Source organism: Novosphingobium sp. B 225 (assembly GCF_002198665.1).
Lineage (GTDB): Bacteria > Pseudomonadota > Alphaproteobacteria > Sphingomonadales > Sphingomonadaceae > Novosphingobium.
The window spans coordinates 223,235-242,183 of record NZ_MWLM01000062.1 but is presented as its reverse complement, the minus strand read 5'-3'; the positions used below and the strand labels follow the sequence as shown (position 1 = coordinate 242,183).

Sequence of the window (18,949 nt, the reverse complement as noted above, 5' to 3'; positions counted from 1 at the left end):
CCCCGGCGAATCTCTGCTGTTCCGCTTTTCCGCGCTCACCTTCAACAGCCACCGGATCCATTACGACCTGCCCTATGCCGCTGCGGTAGAGGGCTATCGCGGCCTGGTGGTCCACGGCCCGCTGACCGCCACCTTGCTGCTCGATCTGGCCCGGCGCCAGTTCGGTGACAATGCACTGCGGCGCTTTGCATTCCGGGGTCTCAGCCCGGCGATCTGCGGCGAAGACCTGCATCTGGCTTTGCGCGGTAGCGGCGATACGGTCGAATTGGGTGCCTTTGCCAGCGATGGCCGCCCGGTCATGAGTGCCAGCGCCGCCCTTTAACCCTTCATTTACGCGGCTGCGCGACAATGCAGGCATGGCCCAGACGCTTGCCCTCGTGGTTACCCGCACCCAGCTGCCCGCCCCGCTTGAAGCGGTGCGCGTGCTGATGGTCTGCGCCTGCGGACTGGCTTTGGCCTGTGCGCGGCTGACCATCTGATTCGGCCCGTTGCCACCCGGACAGAATGGTGACACAGGGTTACACCCCTGTAACCCTGTTTTTCCAAAATTTTACAGTGCGTTACCCCTGAAAAGGTGACACATGCGCGGTTTTCGGGAAATTCCGTTCAGAAATCGCCTGCGCGCGTACCGACAATGTCAAAGAGCCTGCTGAACCAGCGGGCGGAAACATGACAGATCGTGGGCGTGTAGGAAAACGGGAATTGCCGACCAGACCAGGCGAGGACGGCGCGGTTGACAGGCCCTGACCCTAATCTTCTGCCACCACCGGCTTGGCCAGCGAGCTCACCAGCAGCTTGTCGATCTTGCGCCCGTCCATGTCGACCACTTCAAAGCGCCAGTCCTGCTCCTTGAAATGCTCGCCTTCGTGCGGCAGGCGCTTGAGCACCGACAGGGCAAAGCCCGCCGCAGTGGCATAGTCACGGTCATCCGGCAGCTCGATCCCCAGCCGGTCGGCCAGAAAATCGGCCGGCATAGCGCCTGAAACCAGCAGACTGCCGTCCTCACGCTCGGTCACCATGGGCGAATCGCCCGCATCCTGATGGCTGGCGAAATTGCCGACGATCGCGGACAGGAGGTCGGCCGGGGTAACCACGCCTTCGAGATGCCCGTATTCGTCATGGACCAGCGCCATCGATACGCCCGATTGCTGCAGGATGCGCAGCGCGTCCATCGCGTCGAGCTGGTCGGGAATGATCTCTGCCTTGCGGATCAGCCGCCCGAGCTGGAACCGCTTGCCCGCGAGCAGGACCGCCAGCACTTCCTTGACCTTGACCACGCCGACGATGTTGTCCGGGCTGCCATCGGCCACCGGCAACAGCGAATGCGGGCTGTCCTTGATCGCGGCGCGAACTTCTTCCTCGCTGGCCTTGCGGTCAATCGTGTCGAGTTCGGTGCGCGGGGTCATCAGTTCGCGCACCGGACGATCGGCCAGCCGCATGATCCCGGTCATGATCGCGCGTTCGTCTTCCTCGATCACACCGCTGCGGGTCGCTTCGGCGAAGACCATCTGCAATTCCTCGGCGGTAAGGGCATGTTCGCCCTTGTGCCGCACCCCCAGCAGCCGCAGCAGCATGGCGGAAGAATTGTCGAGCAGCCAGACGAACGGCGCGGTCACTTTCGCCACCAGCGCCATCGGCACGGCCGCAGTCACCGCAATCGCTTCGGCAGCGCGCAGTGCGACTTGCTTGGGCACCAGTTCGCCCACCACCAGACTGGCATACGTGGTAATCGCGATGACCACGGCAAAGCCGGCTTCCGGCGCCCAGCGATCGGGTACGCCCAGTGCGGCCAGCCGTTCTCCGGTGGGGCCGCCCAGGCTGGCCCCGGAATAGGCACCGGCGATGATCCCGACCAGGGTGATCCCGATCTGCACCGTCGACAGGAATTTGCCCGGATCGGAGGCCAGCAGGATCGCGGTGCGCGCGCCCTTGCTACCGCGATCGGCCAGCAGCCGCATCCGCGCCGGGCGCGCCGAGACAATCGCCAGTTCCGACATCGAAAACAGGCCGTTAAGCAGGATCAGCCCTGCAATGATGATGACGTCTGACCAGGGAAAAGGGTTCACGCGGGCAGCGATAGCAGATTCCTGCGCCAAGGCGAAGGGGGCGCGGGGCAGGCCGCCGCCAGACCCTTGACTTGGCGGGTGGTCCACATTCTGTTCAGGTTCGCGGGGCCAAACCTGTCCGCAAGTTCACTTCGTTGGAATCAAAGGGGATCGCATCATGGCAATCAGGAAATCTCGCTGGCTCGTTTCGGGCTTCGCCGCCGTATCGCTGTTGACCGTTTCGGCCTGCGTCACCGATCCGAATACCGGGCAAAAGAAGGTATCGCGCACCGTGCTTGGCGGTGCGGGCGGGGCCGTGGTTGGCGGTCTGCTGGGCGGGCTGATCGGCGGCAAGACCGGACGGATCGTCGGCGCGGGCATCGGCGGCGTCGCGGGCGGCGTGGTTGGTTACAAGATGGATCAGCAGATCAAGACGCTGAAGGAACAGACCGCCGGCAGCGGCGTGGACGTCACCGAAACTGACAACGGCACCGCAATTCTGGTCAACCTGCCCGATGGCGTCACTTTTGACGTTGGCAGCGCCAGCCTGCGGCCCGAATTCCGCGCCACGCTCGACAAGGTCGCGCAGAGCCTCAAGGACTATCCCGATAGTCTGGTCGATGTTTACGGCCACACCGATTCGACCGGATCGGACGCGTTCAACCAGACCCTGTCCGAAAACCGGGCGCGCACGGTGATGAATTACCTCGTCACCCAGGGGGTCCCCGCCGCGCGCCTGCGCAGCCAGGGCTTTGGTGAAACCATGCCGGTGGCCGACAACACCACCCCGGAAGGCCGCGCCAAGAACCGCCGGGTCGAAATCAAGATCGTTCCGGTAACCCAGGCTGATGTGGCAGCGGCCAAGTCCGGGAACTGAGCTTGTTGCATTGCCGATAACGAAGGGCTCACCGCAAGGTGGGCCCTTTTTTTGGTTGATTGGCAATTGAGCCTTCGGCTCGGCGCAACATCTCTGCGGCCTCTGCGTGAACCCCCTTCCTTTCCTGCCTTCAGCCCAGCTCCGCCAGCTCCCGCGCCCGGTCCGCCAGACGGTCCACCGCCGCCTGATGGATCGCCGCGGCGCAGACCAGCACTCCGAAGGCACGCGGATCGTGTTTGTTGTAGTGCAGCGTCTGACCGAATGCGTCGGTCGCCATGGCCCCGGCCTCGCGCGCGATCAGCGCGGCGGCGCCGATGTCCCATTCATAGCCCCAGCGCAAGGTCGCGACCAGATCAGCCTCGTCCGCTGCGACCATTGCCATGCGCAGCGCGATCGAATTGGGCCGGGCAACGGGGACCAGATCGGCGTCGATATGCGGCACTGCCTCGGCCGGGACCCGGGCGCCGGGCAAAGCGGCGCGGCGGCTGGCGATCAGCGCCAGGCCATTGCGCCATGCGCCGCGCCCGGCCTCTGCCTGCCAGAATTCCTCACGCGCCGGGGCAGCAAGCATGCCCAGCAGGGGCCGCCCGCTGCTGACCAGCGCAACCGAGACGCACCAGCCCGTGCGTCCGCGAATGAAATCGCGGGTTCCGTCGATCGGATCGACCAGCCAGATCAGCCCGCCATCAAGCCGTTCGGGCGCATCGACCGTTTCTTCGGACAGCCAGCCTGCGGAGGGTAGCAGCGCGGCCAGTTCGCGCTTCAGAAATTCATCGACTTCCAGATCGGCGGCGCTGACCGGGCTGCCCGGGACCTTGTCCCACGATTCAAGGCGGTGGCCATGCCCCGGCCAGCGCGACAGCGCGATCCGCCCGGCCTCGCGCACGATCGCTTCTAGGCGCGTGCGGTCAATCACCGGCACCGATCCGGCCATCGTGGCAATAATTTGCGAACGACTCGCAACTGGCGTTCATATTTCTGCCCCGAGACCCTCTGGCAGGCCTTTTCAAGCCCGCCACTCTATGCTTATGCGGCGGCGCACAAAGGCCCTGCGGCCGCTTTTCCCCACCGGAGTCATCACGCATGAACATTCACGAGTATCAGGGCAAGGAACTGCTGGCGAAGTTCGGCATCGCGATCCCCAAGGGCATTCCCGCGCTGAGCGTGGAAGCAGCCGTCGCGGCCGCAAAGCAGCTGCCCGGGCCGCTCTATGTCGTGAAAAGCCAGATCCACGCCGGCGGGCGCGGCAAGGGCAAGTTCAAGGAACTGGGCCCCGATGCCAAGGGCGGCGTGCGCCTGGCCAAGAGCCTTGAGGAAGTGGAAAGCCACGCCCGCGAAATGCTGGGCAACACGCTGGTCACGATCCAGACGGGTGACGCGGGCAAGCAGGTCAACCGGCTTTACATCACCGACGGGGTGGACATCGGCAAGGAATACTACCTGTCGATGCTGGTCGATCGCGCCACTGGCCGGATCGCGATGATTGCCAGCACCGAAGGCGGGATGAGCATCGAGGACGTGGCCCACGACACGCCTGAAAAGATCGCCACGATCACGATTGACCCGGCGCAGGGCTTCATGCCGCACCATGGCCGCGCGCTGGCTTTCGGGCTCAAGCTCAAGGGTGATCTCGCCAAGCAGGCGCAAGTTTTGGGCAAGCAGCTGTTTGACGCCTTCTCCGCGCTCGATTGCGAGATGATCGAAATCAACCCGCTGGCCGAATGTGACGGCAAGCTGCTGGTGCTCGACACCAAGATGAGCTTCGATTCGAACGCGCTCTACCGCCATCCCGACGTGATGGAACTGCGCGACGAGACCGAGGAAGACCCGGCCGAAATCGAAGCCAGCAAGTATGACCTCGCCTACATCAAGCTTGATGGCAACATCGGCTGCATGGTCAACGGTGCGGGCCTCGCCATGGCGACGATGGACATCATCAAGCTGAACGGCGAATTCCCCGCCAACTTCCTCGACGTGGGCGGCGGCGCCAACAAGGAAAAGGTCACCGCGGCGTTCAAGATCATCCTCAAGGACCCGGCGGTGAAGGGGATTCTCGTCAACATCTTCGGCGGGATCATGAAGTGCGACATCATCGCCGACGGGATCGTCGCGGCGGCCAAGGAAGTGAACCTGTCGGTTCCGCTGGTGGTCCGCCTCGAAGGGACCAATGTCGAACAGGGCAAACAGATCCTCGAAGGCAGCGGCCTGCCAATCGTTTCCGCGAGCGATCTGGGCGACGCGGCCAAGAAGATCGTGGCGGAAGTGCGCAAGGTCGCCTGATAGTCTGCTGCGAAACGAATCCAGGGCCGGTCCTGCGCGTGCAGGACCGGCCCTTTCGTTTGTGCTGCTTACCATTAGCTTCGCTTTTGCTGCCATCGCAGGCGCGAAGGGGTCGATTCCCCCCTTGACCGCATAGGAATGCGCGGCAATGGCAATGCGGTCACAGCTTTAATCGTGCGCCTAAACATGGGTTGACGTTTACGTAAACGACAACTATGCGGCAGTGCAGCAATCTAGTGGGAAAGGCTTGAACCGCATGAAAGCCCTGGTCTGCGTAAAGCGCGTGATCGACTATAACGTGAAGCCGCGCGTGAAGAGCGACGGCACGGGGGTTGATCTCGCCAACGTCAAAATGAGCATGAACCCGTTCGACGAAATCGCCGTCGAAGAAGCGATCCGCCTTAAGGAAAAGGGCGTAGTCACCGAAATTATCGCGGTTTCGGTCGGTCCGGCCAAGGCGCAGGAAACGCTGCGCACGGCGCTGGCCATGGGCGCGGACCGCGCCGTTCTGGTGCAGGTCGATGACGGGGTCGAGGTTGAACCGCTCGCCGTCGCCAAGATCGTCAAGGGCGTGGCCGATGAAGAAGGCCCCAGCCTGATCATCACCGGCAAGCAGGCGATCGATGATGACAGCAATCAGGTCGGCCAGATGGTCGCCGCGCTGCTCGGTCGTCCACAGGGCACTTTCGCCAACGAGATCACGGTTGAAGGCGATTCGGTCGTCGTGAAGCGTGAAATCGATGGCGGTCTGGAGACCGTCAAGCTGGCGCTGCCCGCGGTGGTCACCACCGACCTGCGGCTCAACGAACCGCGCTATGCCTCGCTGCCCAACATCATGAAGGCCAAGAGCAAGCCGCTCGTGACCAAGTCGCCGGCTGACTATGGCGTCGATGTGGCGCCGCGCCTCAAGACCCTCAAGGTCAGCGAACCCCCGGTGCGCAGCGCCGGGATCAAGGTGGCCGACGTGGATGCCCTCGTCGCCAAGCTCAAGGAAATGGGCGTAGCCTAATCGCTCTCCCCCTCCCGTTCGTGTCGAGCGAAGTCGAGACACTGGACGCGAGGCATCTCGACTTCGCTCGATGCGAACGGGATGGGATGAAAGGAAATGTGAGATGAAAACTCTCGTTTGGGTCGAACACGACAACACCGCCGTCAAGGACGCCACCCTGTCCGCTGTGACCGCCGCCAGCCAGCTGGGTGAAGTGCACCTGCTGGTCGCCGGATCGGGCTGCGCGGCTGCCGCAGCCGAAGCCGCCAAGATCGCCGGTGTGGGCAAAGTGCACGTCGCCGAAGACGCCGCCTATGCCAATGCGCTGGCGGAAAACGTCGCCCCGCTGGTGGCTGGCCTGATGGCTGACCACGATGCTTTCGTGGTGCCCGCCACCACCACCGGCAAGAACATCGCCCCGCGCGTCGCTGCACTGCTCGATGTGATGCAGATTTCGGACATCCTCTCGGTCGAAGGCCCCAAGACCTTCACCCGTCCGATCTATGCCGGCAACGCCATCGCCACGGTCGAATCGAGCGACGCCAAGCTGGTGATCACCGTGCGCGGCACCGCCTTTGCCAAGACTGATGCCACCGGCGGTTCGGGCACGGTCGAAGCCGTCGCCGCAGGTGCGGATTCGGGCCTGTCGAGCTTCGTCGGCTCCGAAGTTGCCAAGAGCGAGCGTCCGGAACTGACCAGCGCCAAGATCATCGTCTCCGGCGGCCGCGCGCTCAAGGATTCGGACACCTTCAAGGCCGTGATCTTCCCGTTGGCCGACAAGCTGAACGCCGGCGTCGGCGCCAGCCGCGCCGCGGTCGATGCGGGCTATGTCCCCAACGATTTCCAGGTCGGCCAGACCGGCAAGATCGTTGCCCCCGAAGTCTATATCGCGGTCGGCATCTCCGGCGCGATCCAGCATCTCGCGGGGATGAAGGATTCCAAGACGATCATCGCGATCAACAAGGACGAAGACGCCCCGATCTTCCAGGTCGCTGACCTGGGCCTGGTCGCGGACCTGTTCACTGCAGTGCCGGAGCTGACCGGCAAGCTCTAGACGTCGCGACAAGCAAAAACGGAAAGGCCCTGCTTCGGCGGGGCCTTTTCTTTTGCAGCTAGCAGGTTAAGCTTGGGGCCATGATCCTTCGCTACGCCAGCCTGCTGCTCGCCGCCCTGCTGCTTCCGGTTACCGCCGTTCAAGCGAAGCCTAAGCCGCTTGAAGTGCTTGAGCGCGTCGGCAAGTGGAACATGCATTATTCTGATGGGGCCTGCTACCTGATGGGCGCGTTTGGCAGCGGCGCTGATCAGGTGATCCTGCGGCTGACCCGGATCGGTCCCGATGAGCCTCCGCGGGTGAGCCTGTTCGGCAAGCGATTCGGCAAATTCAACGGACCGTTCCTGCCTGCGACGGTCTATTTCTTCCCCACCGCCGCTATTCCCGAAAAGACCGAAGTGATCATCGGCACCAGCGGATCGGGCCACAGCAAGTTGGCTTCGGTGTTCATAAATTCGGCACGGTTTGACAATCGCCGGGAAAGCAGCCGCGGGATCAGCATCCTGCCGCCGGTGGACCCTGCGGTTGAACAGACGATCACCGGCCTGCACTTGGAAATCAATGGCACCCGGCCATTGGAACTCAGCCTGCCGTCGCTGAAAAACCCGATGGTGGCGATGCGCAAATGCACCGACCAGCTGGTGAAGGACTGGGGGTTCGATCCGGCCGAACTGTCGACCCGGCGCACCCGCACCACCCCGGCCACAGAACCGACCACCTGGGCGCGGTCCGGTGATTGGCCGACGGAGCTGATCGGCTATGGCGGATCGGCTCTAGTAACCTTCCGGCTCAATGTGGACGAGACTGGCGCGGTCAGCGATTGCATCGTGCATGAAGTTACCAAGCCCGAAGAGATTGGCGCCCTGACCTGCAAGCTCATGAAACAACGGGCACGGTTCAGCCCTTCGATCGACGCCGCTGGCAAGCCGGTCAAGGATTTCTGGATCAACCGGGTATTCTGGCGGACCGGGCTGTAAGCGCTGCCGGCATTCAGCTCATAGCGTCGCGCAGATGACGCTTTTCCAGTGGTTCGGCACTCACGTAAATTGGCTCTCTGCTGCCCGTATCTTGCACAGACTCATTTTCGAATCGCTCTGGAATGGATGCCGATTGAGTCTAAATCCGCTCGTACAGCACCAGCACCGGCCCACTCTCTCCCTGATGCGCGCCATACCGGACAAAGCCCAGCTTGCCCGCCAGCGCATCGGACGCCGCGTGGTCCTGCTCGATCATGCAGGCGATCCGCTGTTTGCCGTGCGTCGTATCAAACCACGCCAGCGCGGATTCCATTGCTTCGCGGGCGATGCCGCTGCCCCAGTGGTCCTTGTGGACGATCCAACCGGCCTCGGCGACATCGTCGAGGCCCTGACCGAAGCCGCGGTGGCTGCGAAACACACCGCAGTTGGCGATGATCCGGTCCTGCCCGCGCAGGCGCACCATGAAAGTGCCATAGCCGTGCAAGGCCCATGAACCGGCGTTGCGATGCAGGCGGTTGAAGGCGTCCATTTCGCTCGGCACGAATTGGCCCAGGAACCGCCGCGTCTCGTCATCGAGAGTCAGGGCATGCAGGTCTGCGAGATCGCGCAGCGCGGGCTGCCACAGTTCCAGCCGCGCAGTAGTGAGCAACGGAGCCTTCACAACAGCAGGTCCACCGCATGGATCGCCACGCCGACCAGCCCGCCGACCAGCGTGCCATTGATGCGGATGAATTGCAGGTCGCGGCCCACCGCGCCTTCGATCCGGTCGGTCACGGTCTGCGCATCCCAGCGCCGCACCGTTTCAGAGACGAGCCGGACGATCTGATCGCCATAGCGCACCGACACGCCAACCAGAGTGCGGCGAGCAAAGCGGTTGATCTGCTGCTGCATCGCCGGATCGTCGCGCAAGTGGCGGCCGAGTTCGGTCAGAGCTTCGGCCAATTGCCCGCTGCCTTCGCCCGCTGGACGGCGCAGACGGGTGAGCATGCCGGTGCGCAGCCGTTCCCAGACCCCCTGCCACCAGCGCGACACGGCCGGATTGGCCATCAGTTCACCTTTGAGCCGTTCGACCCGGCTGCGCAGTTCACCATCGTGCTGCATGTCCTGCGCCAGCTTGGCGAGGCCTTCCTCTACCTTGCCGCGCAAGGGATGCTGGGGATCAACGATCACTTCGGCCAGCAACTTGTAGAGCCCGTCGAGCACCGAACTGGCGAGTGTTTCATCCAACCCGGTCCAGCGCAGCACCGCATTGGCGCGCTTGTGGATCAGGTCCCGGATCAGTTCCTCGTTGTCCTCCAGGGTCAGACCGGCCCAGCGCACCAGCGAATCGATCACCGGCATATGGCGCTGATCGGCAATCGTGGTGGCGAGCATCTGGCCGAGCAGCGGCGAGACTTCGAGCTTGTCGATCTGGCGGAACAGCCCGCCGCGCACCTGGGTGCCAAGCCGTTCGGGATCGAGCGATTCGAGCACCTGTGCAAGCAGTTCGGCCGCGCCATCGCGCAGGCGGGTGCTGCTGCCCTTGGCCGGATCGGCCAGCCAGTCCCCCGCCGCGCCGGCCAGGTTCATGGCCCGCATCCGCCGCGCCACCACCTGGGGGGTCAGGAAATTGTCGCGCAGGAAGGCCGCCATGGTATCGGCGATCCGGTCCTTGTTTTCAGGAATAATCGCGGTGTGCGGGATCGGCAGGCCTAGCGGGCGGCGGAACAGCGCGGTAACCGCGAACCAGTCTGCCATGCCGCCAACCATCCCGGCTTCGCTGAAGGCCAGCACCCAGCTCCAGGCCGGGTGCAGATCCTGGTAATGCCGGGCCAGCAGGAACAAGGCAGCCATGGCCACCAGCAATCCGGTGGCGGTGCGGCGCATCTGCAAGGCGCGGTCCGGCGCCTTTACCGGGGCCGCGCCGATCCCGCCGGGGGCAGAGAGCGTGCTGCTCACTCGGCCGGGAGACCCTCGATCCCGAGGTCACGGTCACGGTCGCGCTTCGCCTCGGTCGGGTCATGGCTCAGGAACATGCGACGCAGTTTTGGCCCGAGCCGCTTTTCCACCCCATCGGCCAGGCTGAAACCGGCCGGCACGATCAGCAGGGTCAGCGCGGTCGACAGGATCAGCCCGCCGATCACCACCGTGCCCATCGGCGCGCGCCAGGCCCCGTCACCGGTCAGCGAGACTGCGGTGGGGATCATGCCTGCAGTCATGGCCACGGTGGTCATGATGATCGGCTGGGCGCGCTTGTGCCCGGCTTCGACGATCGCAGTATATTTGTCCGCGCCCTTGGCCATTTCATCGATCGCGAAATCGATCAGCAGGATCGAGTTCTTGGCGACGATCCCGAACAGCATCAGGATGCCGATGAACACCGGCAGCGAAATGGGCTGGCCGATCAGGAACACCGCGATCAGCCCGCCCAGCGGGGCCAGGAACAGCGAACCCATATTGACCAGCGGCGAGATCAGCCGGTGATAGAGCAGCACCAGCACCGCGAAGACCAGCAGGATGCCCGATACCACCGCGATGGCGAAGCTGGTCAGCAGTTCAGCGAGGAACTTGGACTGCCCGGCGGCCTCGTTCGAGACGCCATTGGGCAGGTTCTTCATCAACGGCAGTTCGTTGACCTTCTTCATCGCCTCACCCTGATAGATGCCCGGGGCAAGATCGGCGGAAATATAGGTGCGGCGCTGCTGGTTGTAGCGCTGGATGCTGACGGGGCCCGAACCCAGGCTGATTTCGGCGACGCTGGACAGCGGCACCGATCCGCCGGTGCCGGTGGGCACGGGCAGGTTCTGCAGCGTTGAAAGGTCGCGGCGCGAATCTTCGGACAGGCGCACCCGGATCGGCACCTGCCGGTCGGACAGCGAGAACTTGGCCGCGTTCTGGTCAATTTCACCAATCGTGGCGATGCGGATCGCCTGGCTGAGCGCGGCAGTGGACACCCCCATGCTGGCGGCAAGGTCCAGCCGGGGCTTCACCACCACTTCGGGGCGGCGCATGTCGGCGCTGACGCGCGGGGCGACCAGTTCTTTCATCCCGCGCATCTGTTCGGCCAGGGTATTGGCCGCGGCATCAAGCGTATCGGGGTTGGATCCGGTCAGCATCACCACCACCGGGCGGTTCGGCCCGCTTGACGGCGGGCCGCCGCCCTGTTCGACAAAGCTGATCCGCGCATCGGGGATTTCAAGCAGCTTGGGCGTCAGGCGGCGTTCGATCTCCTGGCTCGTGCTCTTGCGGTCCTTGGCATAGGTGATGAACAGGCTGGCCGACCCTTCACGGATCGATTCCGGCGCGATCGCCACTTCGGAATCGCTCAGCACGATCTGGGTGACCCGGTCCGCCACCGCCTCGGTCTGGGCGAGCGTGGTGCCGGGGACCATTTCGATCGACACTTCGCCGAAATCGCTGTTGACCTGCGGGAAGAACTGCATCGGCATCGAACCGAACATCACCCCGGTCATCACCAGCGCAGCCAGGCCCACGCCCAGCATCCACACCCGGTGATCGCGGAAATAGGTCATCACCCAGCGGGTCCGTGCGGCCCAGCCGCTTGACTGCCAGCCGCGCAGCTTACCCCAGATCATGCCGATCAGGAAAGTCAGCAGCGCCAGGGCCAAATAGAGTCCGATAAAGCTGAAGATCATCATGCCGACCGAGAAATCGGGCACGTCCTTGCCCGCCGAACGGGCCTGGATCAGCGGCATGACCTGGCTAGCAACCGCGCCAATCGCAGCCAGCACCAGCGCCGGGGCATGATAGACCAGCCGGGCCCGCGCATGGGGCAGGCGGCCGCGGTCAGCTTCGGCCTTGGTCTTGTCCAGGGTCCAGCGCAGCAGGTTGAGGTAGCGGTCCATCCAGGGCCCGCTGCCATGTTCTTCCTGGCCATGCGCTTTGAGGAAATAGGCCGCGATCATCGGCGTTATCATGCGCGCCACGGCCAGACTGAGCAGCACGGCCACCACCACGGTGAAGCCGAAATTCTTGAAGAACTGCCCCGGCACCCCGGGCATGAAGCCCACCGGCAGGAACACCGCCGCGATCGACAGGGTGGTCGCCACCACCGCAAGGCCGATTTCGTCCGCCGCGTCGATCGACGCCTGATAGGCGCTTTTGCCCATGCGCATGTGCCGGACGATATTCTCGATCTCGACGATCGCATCGTCCACCAGCACCCCCGCGACCAGCCCCAGCGCCAGCAGCGACATCATGTTGAGCGTGAAGCCGAACCAGACGTTGAGGAACCAGAAGGTCGGGATCGCCGAAAGCGGGATGGCGATGGCGGAAATCACCGTCGCGCGCCAATCGCGCAGGAAGAAGAACACCACCACAACCGCCAGAATCGCCCCTTCGATCATGGTCGAAATCGAGCTTTCGTACTGCTGCTTGGTGAAATCGACCGAAGTGAACAGGGTCGAGACGTGCAGCCCCGGGTTTTCCTTTTCGATCTTGACGATTTCTTCGGTCACCTGGTCGGACACCGAAACGTCCGAGGCGCCGCGCGCCCGCGCGATCGAGAAGGTAACGACCGGCTTGCCGTCGTTCTTGCTGATCGAGCTGATTTCCTTGTAGCCGTCCTTGACCACGGCAATGTCGCTCAGCTTGATGAACCGACCCCCGCCCAGCGAGATTTCCGCCTGCGACAGGGCATAGGCATCAGCCGCATTGCCCAGCACGCGCACCGACTGGCGCGATCCGCCGATTTCGGCCTTGCCACCCGCCGCGTTCAGGTTGAGCCCACGCAGCGCAAGGTTGACCTGGCTGGCAGTGACCCCCAGCGACTGCATCCGGCCGGGATCAAGCGTGACCATGATTTCCCGGTCCACCCCGCCGCCGCGCTGGACCGCTGCCATGCCGGGGATCGCCTGCAACCGCTTGGCCACGGTATCGTCGACGAACCACGACAGCTGCTCCATGGTCATGTCGTCGGCCTGGATCGCGTAATAGGCGATCGGGAAGGACGAGCCCTGGACCTTGATCACCTGCGGTTCGAGGATCCCGTCGGGCATGTCGCCCCGGGCCTGATCGACCGCATTCTTGACCTCGTTCACGGCCTCGTTGATGTCGACGCCGATCTGGAACTGGATCCCGGTGCCGCTCATCCCTTCCGAAGCGGTGGAACCGATCGATTCGATCCCGTTGATCGAACGCACGGCCGCCTCGACCTTTTGGGTGATCTGCTTTTCGATTTCAGTCGGCGCCGCGCCGGGCTGCGCGATCAGCACGCGCACGACCGGGAATTCGATGTCCGGATCGTTCTGGATCTGCATCCGCGAAAAGCTGATGATGCCGGCCAGGATCAGCCCCACGAACAGCACGATAGGGACGATCGGGTTGCGGATGCACCAGGCCGAGATATTGCGGAAATTCATCGCGGAGCTCCGCCTTGGAGGCTGTTCACTTGGCCACTGCCTGGGTCTTCACTTCCTGGCCCGGAGCCAGGAAGGCACCGGAACGGGCGACGATCTTCTCATTCCCGTTCAGCCCGCCGACAATCGCGGTGCCCTTGTCAGTGATCATCCCGGTCACGATGTCGCGGCGCTGGACCTTGTTGTCCGCCCCGATCACATAGACATAGCTGCCCTTGGCGTCAGACAGCACAGCGCTGTCGGGCAGCATCGGGGCGACCACAGTACCCGCCTTGATTACCGCATTGGCGAACCCGCCGGGCCGGAGATCGGCAGCATAGGGCAGCGCGATCCGCGCCGTGCCCTGGCGGGTGGCGGGATCGACCACGGGCGAAACCTGCCAGACCTGCCCGGCATGGCTGGTGGTACCGCCAACCGGCGTGACCGACGCGCTGACGCCCTGGCTGACCTTGGCCAGATCAACCTCGCCCAGCAGGGCCTTCATTTCCATTTCCCCGCCCTTGGCCAGACGGAACAACACGCCAGAGCCTGCGCTGACCACCTGACCGGGTTCGATCCTGCGTTCGAGCACCAGTCCGGCCGAGGGCGCAACCACGCTGAGCCGCCGGGTCTGTGCCTGCAGCACGCCCAGCTGTGCGCCCGCCACCCTGACCTGGGCAGCGGCAGCATCACGGGTGGCGCGCAGGCGATCGATATCGGCCTTTGAAACAAAGCCTTTTTCCACCAGCCGCAGCGCGCGGTCGAGATTGGCCTGGGCCAGATCGGCATTGGCGCGGGTCACCTGGATCTGCGCGGCCTGGCTGGCCTGCTGCTGGACCTGGACCGAACGGTCGATCACCGCGAGCACCTGGCCCGCGCCGACCCATTGGCCCGGTTCGACCAGCACCGACACCACCTGGCCGCCCTCACCCGGCACGCCAACCGGCAGTTCGCGCCGCGCGGCGAGCGAGCCGCTGGCGTTGATCTGTCCTTCGATCGTTGCACTGCCGGGGCTGATCACGCTGACCAGCGGCACCTGGTTCTTCTTCGCGGCATCGGTATCGGCCGCTCCGCGGTGGCTCATCCAGTAGATCGCGATCATCACGACCAGCACTACGGCGGCGATGATCCACAGCCGCTTGCGCGACGCGCGGTCTTCTTCATCCGGCTCAAGCAGGGGATTGATCGCCGCCAGGTCAGCCGGTTCGCCATCGGCCTGCGTTTCGATCCGCGAATCATAGTTCATTGCCGGCGTCGCCTTTGTCATGCCCCGGCTTGACCACCCGTACGATCGGGACTGGTCACAAGCGCGGTCGGCACTGTATTACTATGCTAAATCACTTACCGCAAGTCCCAGCGAAGGGCGGCACGGATCGCGCATGTGAGCCCGGCGAATAGGCGCGTGCGCGCGGCGGCGCAACGCAAAGCTCGGCAAAGTGCTGATGTGCTTCGGCAAACGGCACTCAACTGTGGCGCGGCGGGCACAGATTGATCCTAATCGTCAAGTATTGCCCCCAAACAGGACCGGCGCCAAAACGCAAAAACCCGGCCTTTTAGGGCCGGGCCTTGCTGAAAAAGCTACGCTTGGCTCAGTATTTGAGCTGCCGCTCGTATAGATCGCGGTAATGCTGGATCCGCGTCACGCGCAATCCCTGCATGCCGGAACGGTCAACCGCGCGCTGCCAGCTGGCGAATTCTTCCAGCGTCAGGCTGTACCGCTCGCAGACTTCGTCGATGGTCAGAAGGCCGCCATTGACCGCCGCCACCACTTCCGCCTTGCGGCGCACGACCCAGCGAGTGGTGCTGGGCGCGGGCAGCGAATCAAGCGTGAGCGGCTCGCCAAGCGGGCCGATTACCATCGCGGGTCGAATTTTCTGGTTCTCGATCATCATTGTCCTCGACCGCCGGCAACGGGTTGACCGGCGCTGCCGTGTGCTATGCCCGCGGGGATTTTTCCATCTGCTGAAGTCATAGGGTTAACGCCGTGTGAGGCATTTCCCCCGGACAGATCCGCGACCCTGGACCAGTCCGTGAAGGAGCCCGACAGCAACACCCCTGCCCCGCCGTTCACCGGCATGACTCCGCGTGCGGCGTGTGCCGCCACGAGTCGTGCATGCAGTCCGGACCAGTCGAACGCCGCCGCAACACTGGGTTTGCGGGCTGGTTCGAGCCGGTCCCGAAGGCTGGCCATGAGGTCACTTGCGATCTCCATAGGCGTGCTTGTAACCCACACCTTCTCAAGATCGGGTAAAGCCCGCCTTTACCTCGCGTTGACATTGCCTAATGAATTGCCGCGCCCGCCCTGGGGGGTGTAAGGGCCGCCCGTGATGACCGAACAGACCCTTATTCCCGACGCTGCCGCGCTGTTTCAGCTGGATGCGCCGCTGCACGGCAAGCGGATCGTTGTCGCGATGTCGGGCGGAGTCGACAGTTCGGTAGTGGCCGCGCTGGCGGCGCGCAGCGGGGCCGAAGTGATCGGCGTGACTCTTCAGCTGTATGATTCGGGCCCGGCTGGTTCCCGCAAGGGTGCCTGCTGCGCGGGCGACGATATCCGCGATGCCCGGGCTGTGGCGGACCGGCTGGGGATCGTCCACCACGTGATCGATCACGCAAGCCAGTTCCGCGAGGACGTGGTTGAGCGCTTTGCCGATGAATACCTAAGCGGGCGCACCCCGATCCCCTGCATCCGCTGCAACATGGGGCCCAAATTTACCGACCTGTTCGCCATGGCACGCGAACTGGGCGCGGACTGTCTGGCAACCGGGCACTATGTCCGGCGTGAAATGGGGACAAGCGGGGCAGAACTGCACCGCGCGCTCGATCCGGCGCGCGATCAGTCCTATTTCCTTTTCGCGACCACCCAGGCCCAGCTCGATTTCCTGCGCTTCCCGCTGGGCGGCCTGCCCAAAAGCGAGGTGCGCCGGATCGCCGAGGCCGAAGGATTGCGGGTGGCCGCCAAGCCGGACAGCCAGGACATCTGTTTCGTCCCCGATGGCGACTATGCCAAAGTTGTCCGCGCCGTGCGGCCCGAGGCCGAGCTGGGCGGAGAGATCGTCCATGCAACCAGCGGCGCGGTGCTGGGCACCCACAAGGGCATCATCCACTTCACTGTCGGCCAGCGCCGCGGGTTGGAGATCGGTGGGCAGGCCGAACCGCTCTATGTCACCGGGATCGATGCCGCCGCCCGTCAGGTGCGGGTTGGTCCGCGTCACCTGCTGGCAGTCGGCGCGGCCCGGCTAAGCGAAACCAACCGGATCGGCTCCCTGCCGGATGTCCCTTTGCTGGCCAAGGTCCGTTCGCTGGCAAAGCCTGTGCCAGTCAGGCTGGAGGGCCAGCTGGGCGATGGGGCTGATTGCACGATCCGCTTCGAACAGCCCGAATACGGCGTCGCACCGGGGCAGGCGGCAGTGCTCTATGCGGGTGAACGGGTTGTCGGCGGGGGCTGGATCGAGGAAACGGCCAGTATCTAACAGGGCTGCGCGATCAGGTTGAGGCCGGTCAGTTCGACCTTATCCAGCGAAACGGCGACACCGGTCTGTCCGGCCGCAATCGTTTCCCCGGCGATCACGGCCTGGCCATTGACGGGGATCACCAGCACCGGTCCGGCATAGCGGGCGCGGGTCTGTGCATCGGGGGCGCCGTCCAGCCGATCGAGCCGGAACTTCGGCCCTTCGACCAACTGGACCGAGCCACGCGCCGGGACGCCCTGATGCAGTGCCTGCGGATAGGCTTCGCCGCGCGCCACCGCGATCCCGGCATCAAGGTGCAGTTCGCGCGGGCGGCCATAATCATAAAGGCGGTAGGTGATGTCGCTGTTCTGCTGAACCTCGATCAGCGTGATCCCGGCACCGATCGCATGGACCGTTCCGGCCGGAATGTAGAAGAAATCGCCCGGCTCGACTGAATGCCAGGCAAGCAGCTGTTCGATACTGCCATCGAGCGCGGCGGCGCGCATTGCTTCGGCGGAAACGGTGTGATCGAACCCGATCCCCAGCCGCGCATCCGGCTCAGCGCTCAACACCAGCCAGCATTCCTCTTTGCCGCGTTGTCCCGCAGGGGCCTGGGCATCGCTGGGGTGGACCTGAACCGACAGGGCTTCACTGGTGAAGATATATTTGACCAGCAGCCCGTCCAGAACTGCGGGCGGTTCAAACCAGACCTCGCCGATCCGCTGCCCGGCTGGCGCGGTGAACGGCGCGGGCAAGCTGATGCGCCCCCATGGCCGTTCAACCATCCGTGTGGGCAGCCGCGCGATCACTGGTTGGCCGCACCGTGCAGTTTTCCGACCTTTTGCGCTCCGGCATGGGTGGTAACCAGCACTTCATCGCCATCGACCACGATCACCACGTCGTCCAGCCCGATCACCGAAACGCGGGGGCCGTCACTATCGACCAGGACATTGCGGCAATCGACCAGTTCGGCACGGCCCTTGTGCGCATTGCCTGCCGCATCGCAATCGAGCGCGCTGTGCAGCGCATCCCAGCTGCCAATATCCGACCAGCCCATATCCGCCGGGACCATCGCCTTGTGCCCGGTCGGCTCCATCACCGCATAGTCTACCGAGATCGAAGGGGCCTGCGCGAATTGCTCTGCATCCGGAAAGAACAAATGGCCTTCGCTCCGTCCCGCCGCCACTGCCGCGCGGGCTGCGGCCAGAATCGCCGGGGCATGGGCCGCCAGTTCCCGCAGAAAGGTTGCGACCCCAAAAGCAAAAATGCCGCCGTTCCAGGCATAGTCTCCCGACGCGACGAATTGCTTTGCCCGCTCAAGATCTGGCTTTTCCACAAAGCGCGCCGTGCGAAAGCCCAACGCATCAATCGCTTCGCCGCGTTGCAGATAGCCAAACCCGGTTTCGGGCGATTTGGCCTCAATCCCGATCGAAACCAGCCAGCCTTGCGCGGCCAGCCCGGCCGCAGCCAGCGCCGCGCGGCGGAAGGCAGCGGTATCGGCGATGTGGTGATCGCTCGGGCAGACCAGCATTACCGCATCGGCAGGCAGGCGCAGCGCGGCCAGGGCAATCGCGGCTGCGGTGTTGCGTGCGCTGGGCTCGACGATCACCTGCGACCCTGCGGGATCGGCCAGCTGTGCCTCGATATGGTCAACATGGGCCGCGCCGGTGACCACCACCGGGGCGGCGAATCCCGCCGAACGATCGCACCGGGCAAGCGTCGCTTCGAACAGCGTGGTATCGCCCACCAGCGGCAAGAACGGCTTGGGTCTGGTCGCCCGGCTGCGCGGCCAAAGCCGCGTGCCGCTACCGCCGCACAGCACCACCGGAAAGATCTGGGAAGTGGTCATCGGGATCAGGAACGCTTTCAAGTCTGATTTGGTTGCTGGGGCCGCCTGGGCTCCATCAAGGAAACGCCCAATAGAGCAAAATGTTCAATTGCCTGTA

Annotated in this window: 16 protein-coding genes and 1 pseudogene; 8 read left to right on the top strand and 9 right to left on the bottom strand. The window is 64.2% G+C overall.

All coding sequences use genetic code 11. From position 1 onward, the window contains the following. Both MNBBLIKP_RS12370 and MNBBLIKP_RS18300 read left to right on the top strand, forming a co-directional pair. Window positions 1-322, top strand: a pseudogene (locus MNBBLIKP_RS12370) (MaoC/PaaZ C-terminal domain-containing protein); the annotation flags it as partial. Between the two features lie 34 nt (window positions 323-356). Continuing rightward, window positions 357-479: a hypothetical protein gene (locus MNBBLIKP_RS18300; protein ID WP_254913033.1), complete on the top strand. Its 123-nt coding sequence runs from the start codon at window positions 357-359 to the stop codon at window positions 477-479. A gap of 270 nt (window positions 480-749) precedes the next feature. Here MNBBLIKP_RS18300 and MNBBLIKP_RS12365 read toward each other — a convergent pair whose 3' ends face one another. Beyond that, a complete protein-coding gene (locus MNBBLIKP_RS12365) occupies window positions 750-2,066 on the bottom strand; it encodes a hemolysin family protein (RefSeq protein WP_088310543.1) in 1,317 nt (438 codons plus the stop codon). A 163-nt stretch (window positions 2,067-2,229) separates the two neighbouring features. Here MNBBLIKP_RS12365 and MNBBLIKP_RS12360 point away from each other — a divergent pair, with 163 nt between their 5' ends. Then, a complete protein-coding gene (locus MNBBLIKP_RS12360; RefSeq protein WP_441339278.1) occupies window positions 2,230-2,922 on the top strand; it encodes an OmpA family protein in 693 nt (230 codons plus the stop codon). A gap of 130 nt (window positions 2,923-3,052) precedes the next feature. Here the strand turns inward: MNBBLIKP_RS12360 and MNBBLIKP_RS12355 are convergent, their stop codons facing one another. After that, window positions 3,053-3,838, bottom strand: a complete 786-nt coding sequence (locus tag MNBBLIKP_RS12355; protein ID WP_088310573.1) for a 3'(2'),5'-bisphosphate nucleotidase CysQ — start codon at window positions 3,836-3,838, stop codon at window positions 3,053-3,055. Window positions 3,839-4,005: 167 nt separating this feature from the next. Here MNBBLIKP_RS12355 and sucC point away from each other — a divergent pair, with 167 nt between their 5' ends. The 4 genes from sucC to MNBBLIKP_RS12335 all read left to right on the top strand — a co-directional run bounded on the left by sucC (window position 4,006) and on the right by MNBBLIKP_RS12335 (window position 8,218). Continuing rightward, window positions 4,006-5,202: an ADP-forming succinate--CoA ligase subunit beta gene (gene sucC / locus MNBBLIKP_RS12350; protein WP_088310541.1), complete on the top strand. Its 1,197-nt coding sequence runs from the start codon at window positions 4,006-4,008 to the stop codon at window positions 5,200-5,202. A 256-nt stretch (window positions 5,203-5,458) separates the two neighbouring features. Further along, window positions 5,459-6,211 (top strand): electron transfer flavoprotein subunit beta/FixA family protein, encoded by a 753-nt coding sequence (locus MNBBLIKP_RS12345; RefSeq protein ID WP_088310540.1) that lies wholly within the window; start codon window positions 5,459-5,461, stop codon window positions 6,209-6,211. Between the two features lie 103 nt (window positions 6,212-6,314). Next, window positions 6,315-7,244 (top strand): electron transfer flavoprotein subunit alpha/FixB family protein, encoded by a 930-nt coding sequence (locus tag MNBBLIKP_RS12340; RefSeq protein WP_088310539.1) that lies wholly within the window; start codon window positions 6,315-6,317, stop codon window positions 7,242-7,244. An 80-nt stretch (window positions 7,245-7,324) separates the two neighbouring features. Continuing rightward, the gene (locus MNBBLIKP_RS12335; RefSeq protein ID WP_088310538.1) at window positions 7,325-8,218 is read left to right on the top strand and encodes a hypothetical protein; all 894 of its coding nucleotides are present in this window, start codon (window positions 7,325-7,327) and stop codon (window positions 8,216-8,218) included. 139 nt (window positions 8,219-8,357) lie between these two features. Here MNBBLIKP_RS12335 and MNBBLIKP_RS12330 read toward each other — a convergent pair whose 3' ends face one another. The 5 genes from MNBBLIKP_RS12330 to sciP form a co-directional block, all read right to left on the bottom strand. Beyond that, the gene (locus tag MNBBLIKP_RS12330; RefSeq protein ID WP_088310537.1) at window positions 8,358-8,879 is read right to left on the bottom strand and encodes a GNAT family N-acetyltransferase; all 522 of its coding nucleotides are present in this window, start codon (window positions 8,877-8,879) and stop codon (window positions 8,358-8,360) included. Continuing rightward, on the bottom strand, window positions 8,876-10,084 hold the full coding sequence (locus MNBBLIKP_RS12325) for a DUF445 domain-containing protein (protein WP_088310572.1): 1,209 nt from the start codon (window positions 10,082-10,084) through the stop codon (window positions 8,876-8,878). The genes MNBBLIKP_RS12330 and MNBBLIKP_RS12325 overlap by 4 nt, the downstream gene beginning before the upstream one ends. Window positions 10,085-10,152: 68 nt before the next feature. Beyond that, entirely contained in the window at window positions 10,153-13,578 is a 3,426-nt protein-coding gene (locus MNBBLIKP_RS12320; protein ID WP_088310536.1) for an efflux RND transporter permease subunit, read from the bottom strand. Between the two features lie 25 nt (window positions 13,579-13,603). Beyond that, entirely contained in the window at window positions 13,604-14,800 is a 1,197-nt protein-coding gene (locus tag MNBBLIKP_RS12315; protein ID WP_088310535.1) for an efflux RND transporter periplasmic adaptor subunit, read from the bottom strand. 343 nt (window positions 14,801-15,143) lie between these two features. Then, window positions 15,144-15,443 (bottom strand): CtrA inhibitor SciP, encoded by a 300-nt coding sequence (gene sciP / locus MNBBLIKP_RS12310; protein ID WP_088310571.1) that lies wholly within the window; start codon window positions 15,441-15,443, stop codon window positions 15,144-15,146. Between the two features lie 438 nt (window positions 15,444-15,881). Between sciP and mnmA the strand changes: the two genes are divergently transcribed. Beyond that, window positions 15,882-17,024, top strand: coding sequence for a tRNA 2-thiouridine(34) synthase MnmA (gene mnmA / locus MNBBLIKP_RS12305; RefSeq protein ID WP_088310570.1), 1,143 nt, complete (start codon window positions 15,882-15,884; stop codon window positions 17,022-17,024). Here mnmA and MNBBLIKP_RS12300 read toward each other — a convergent pair. Next, on the bottom strand, window positions 17,021-17,812 hold the full coding sequence (locus MNBBLIKP_RS12300) for a class I mannose-6-phosphate isomerase (RefSeq protein ID WP_176399759.1): 792 nt from the start codon (window positions 17,810-17,812) through the stop codon (window positions 17,021-17,023). The two genes, mnmA and MNBBLIKP_RS12300, sit on opposite strands and share 4 nt — an antisense overlap. Then, the gene (locus MNBBLIKP_RS12295) at window positions 17,809-18,852 is read right to left on the bottom strand and encodes a mannose-1-phosphate guanylyltransferase (RefSeq protein WP_088310568.1); all 1,044 of its coding nucleotides are present in this window, start codon (window positions 18,850-18,852) and stop codon (window positions 17,809-17,811) included. Before MNBBLIKP_RS12295 ends, MNBBLIKP_RS12300 begins: the two co-directional genes overlap by 4 nt. Between the last annotated feature and the right edge of the window lie 97 nt (window positions 18,853-18,949).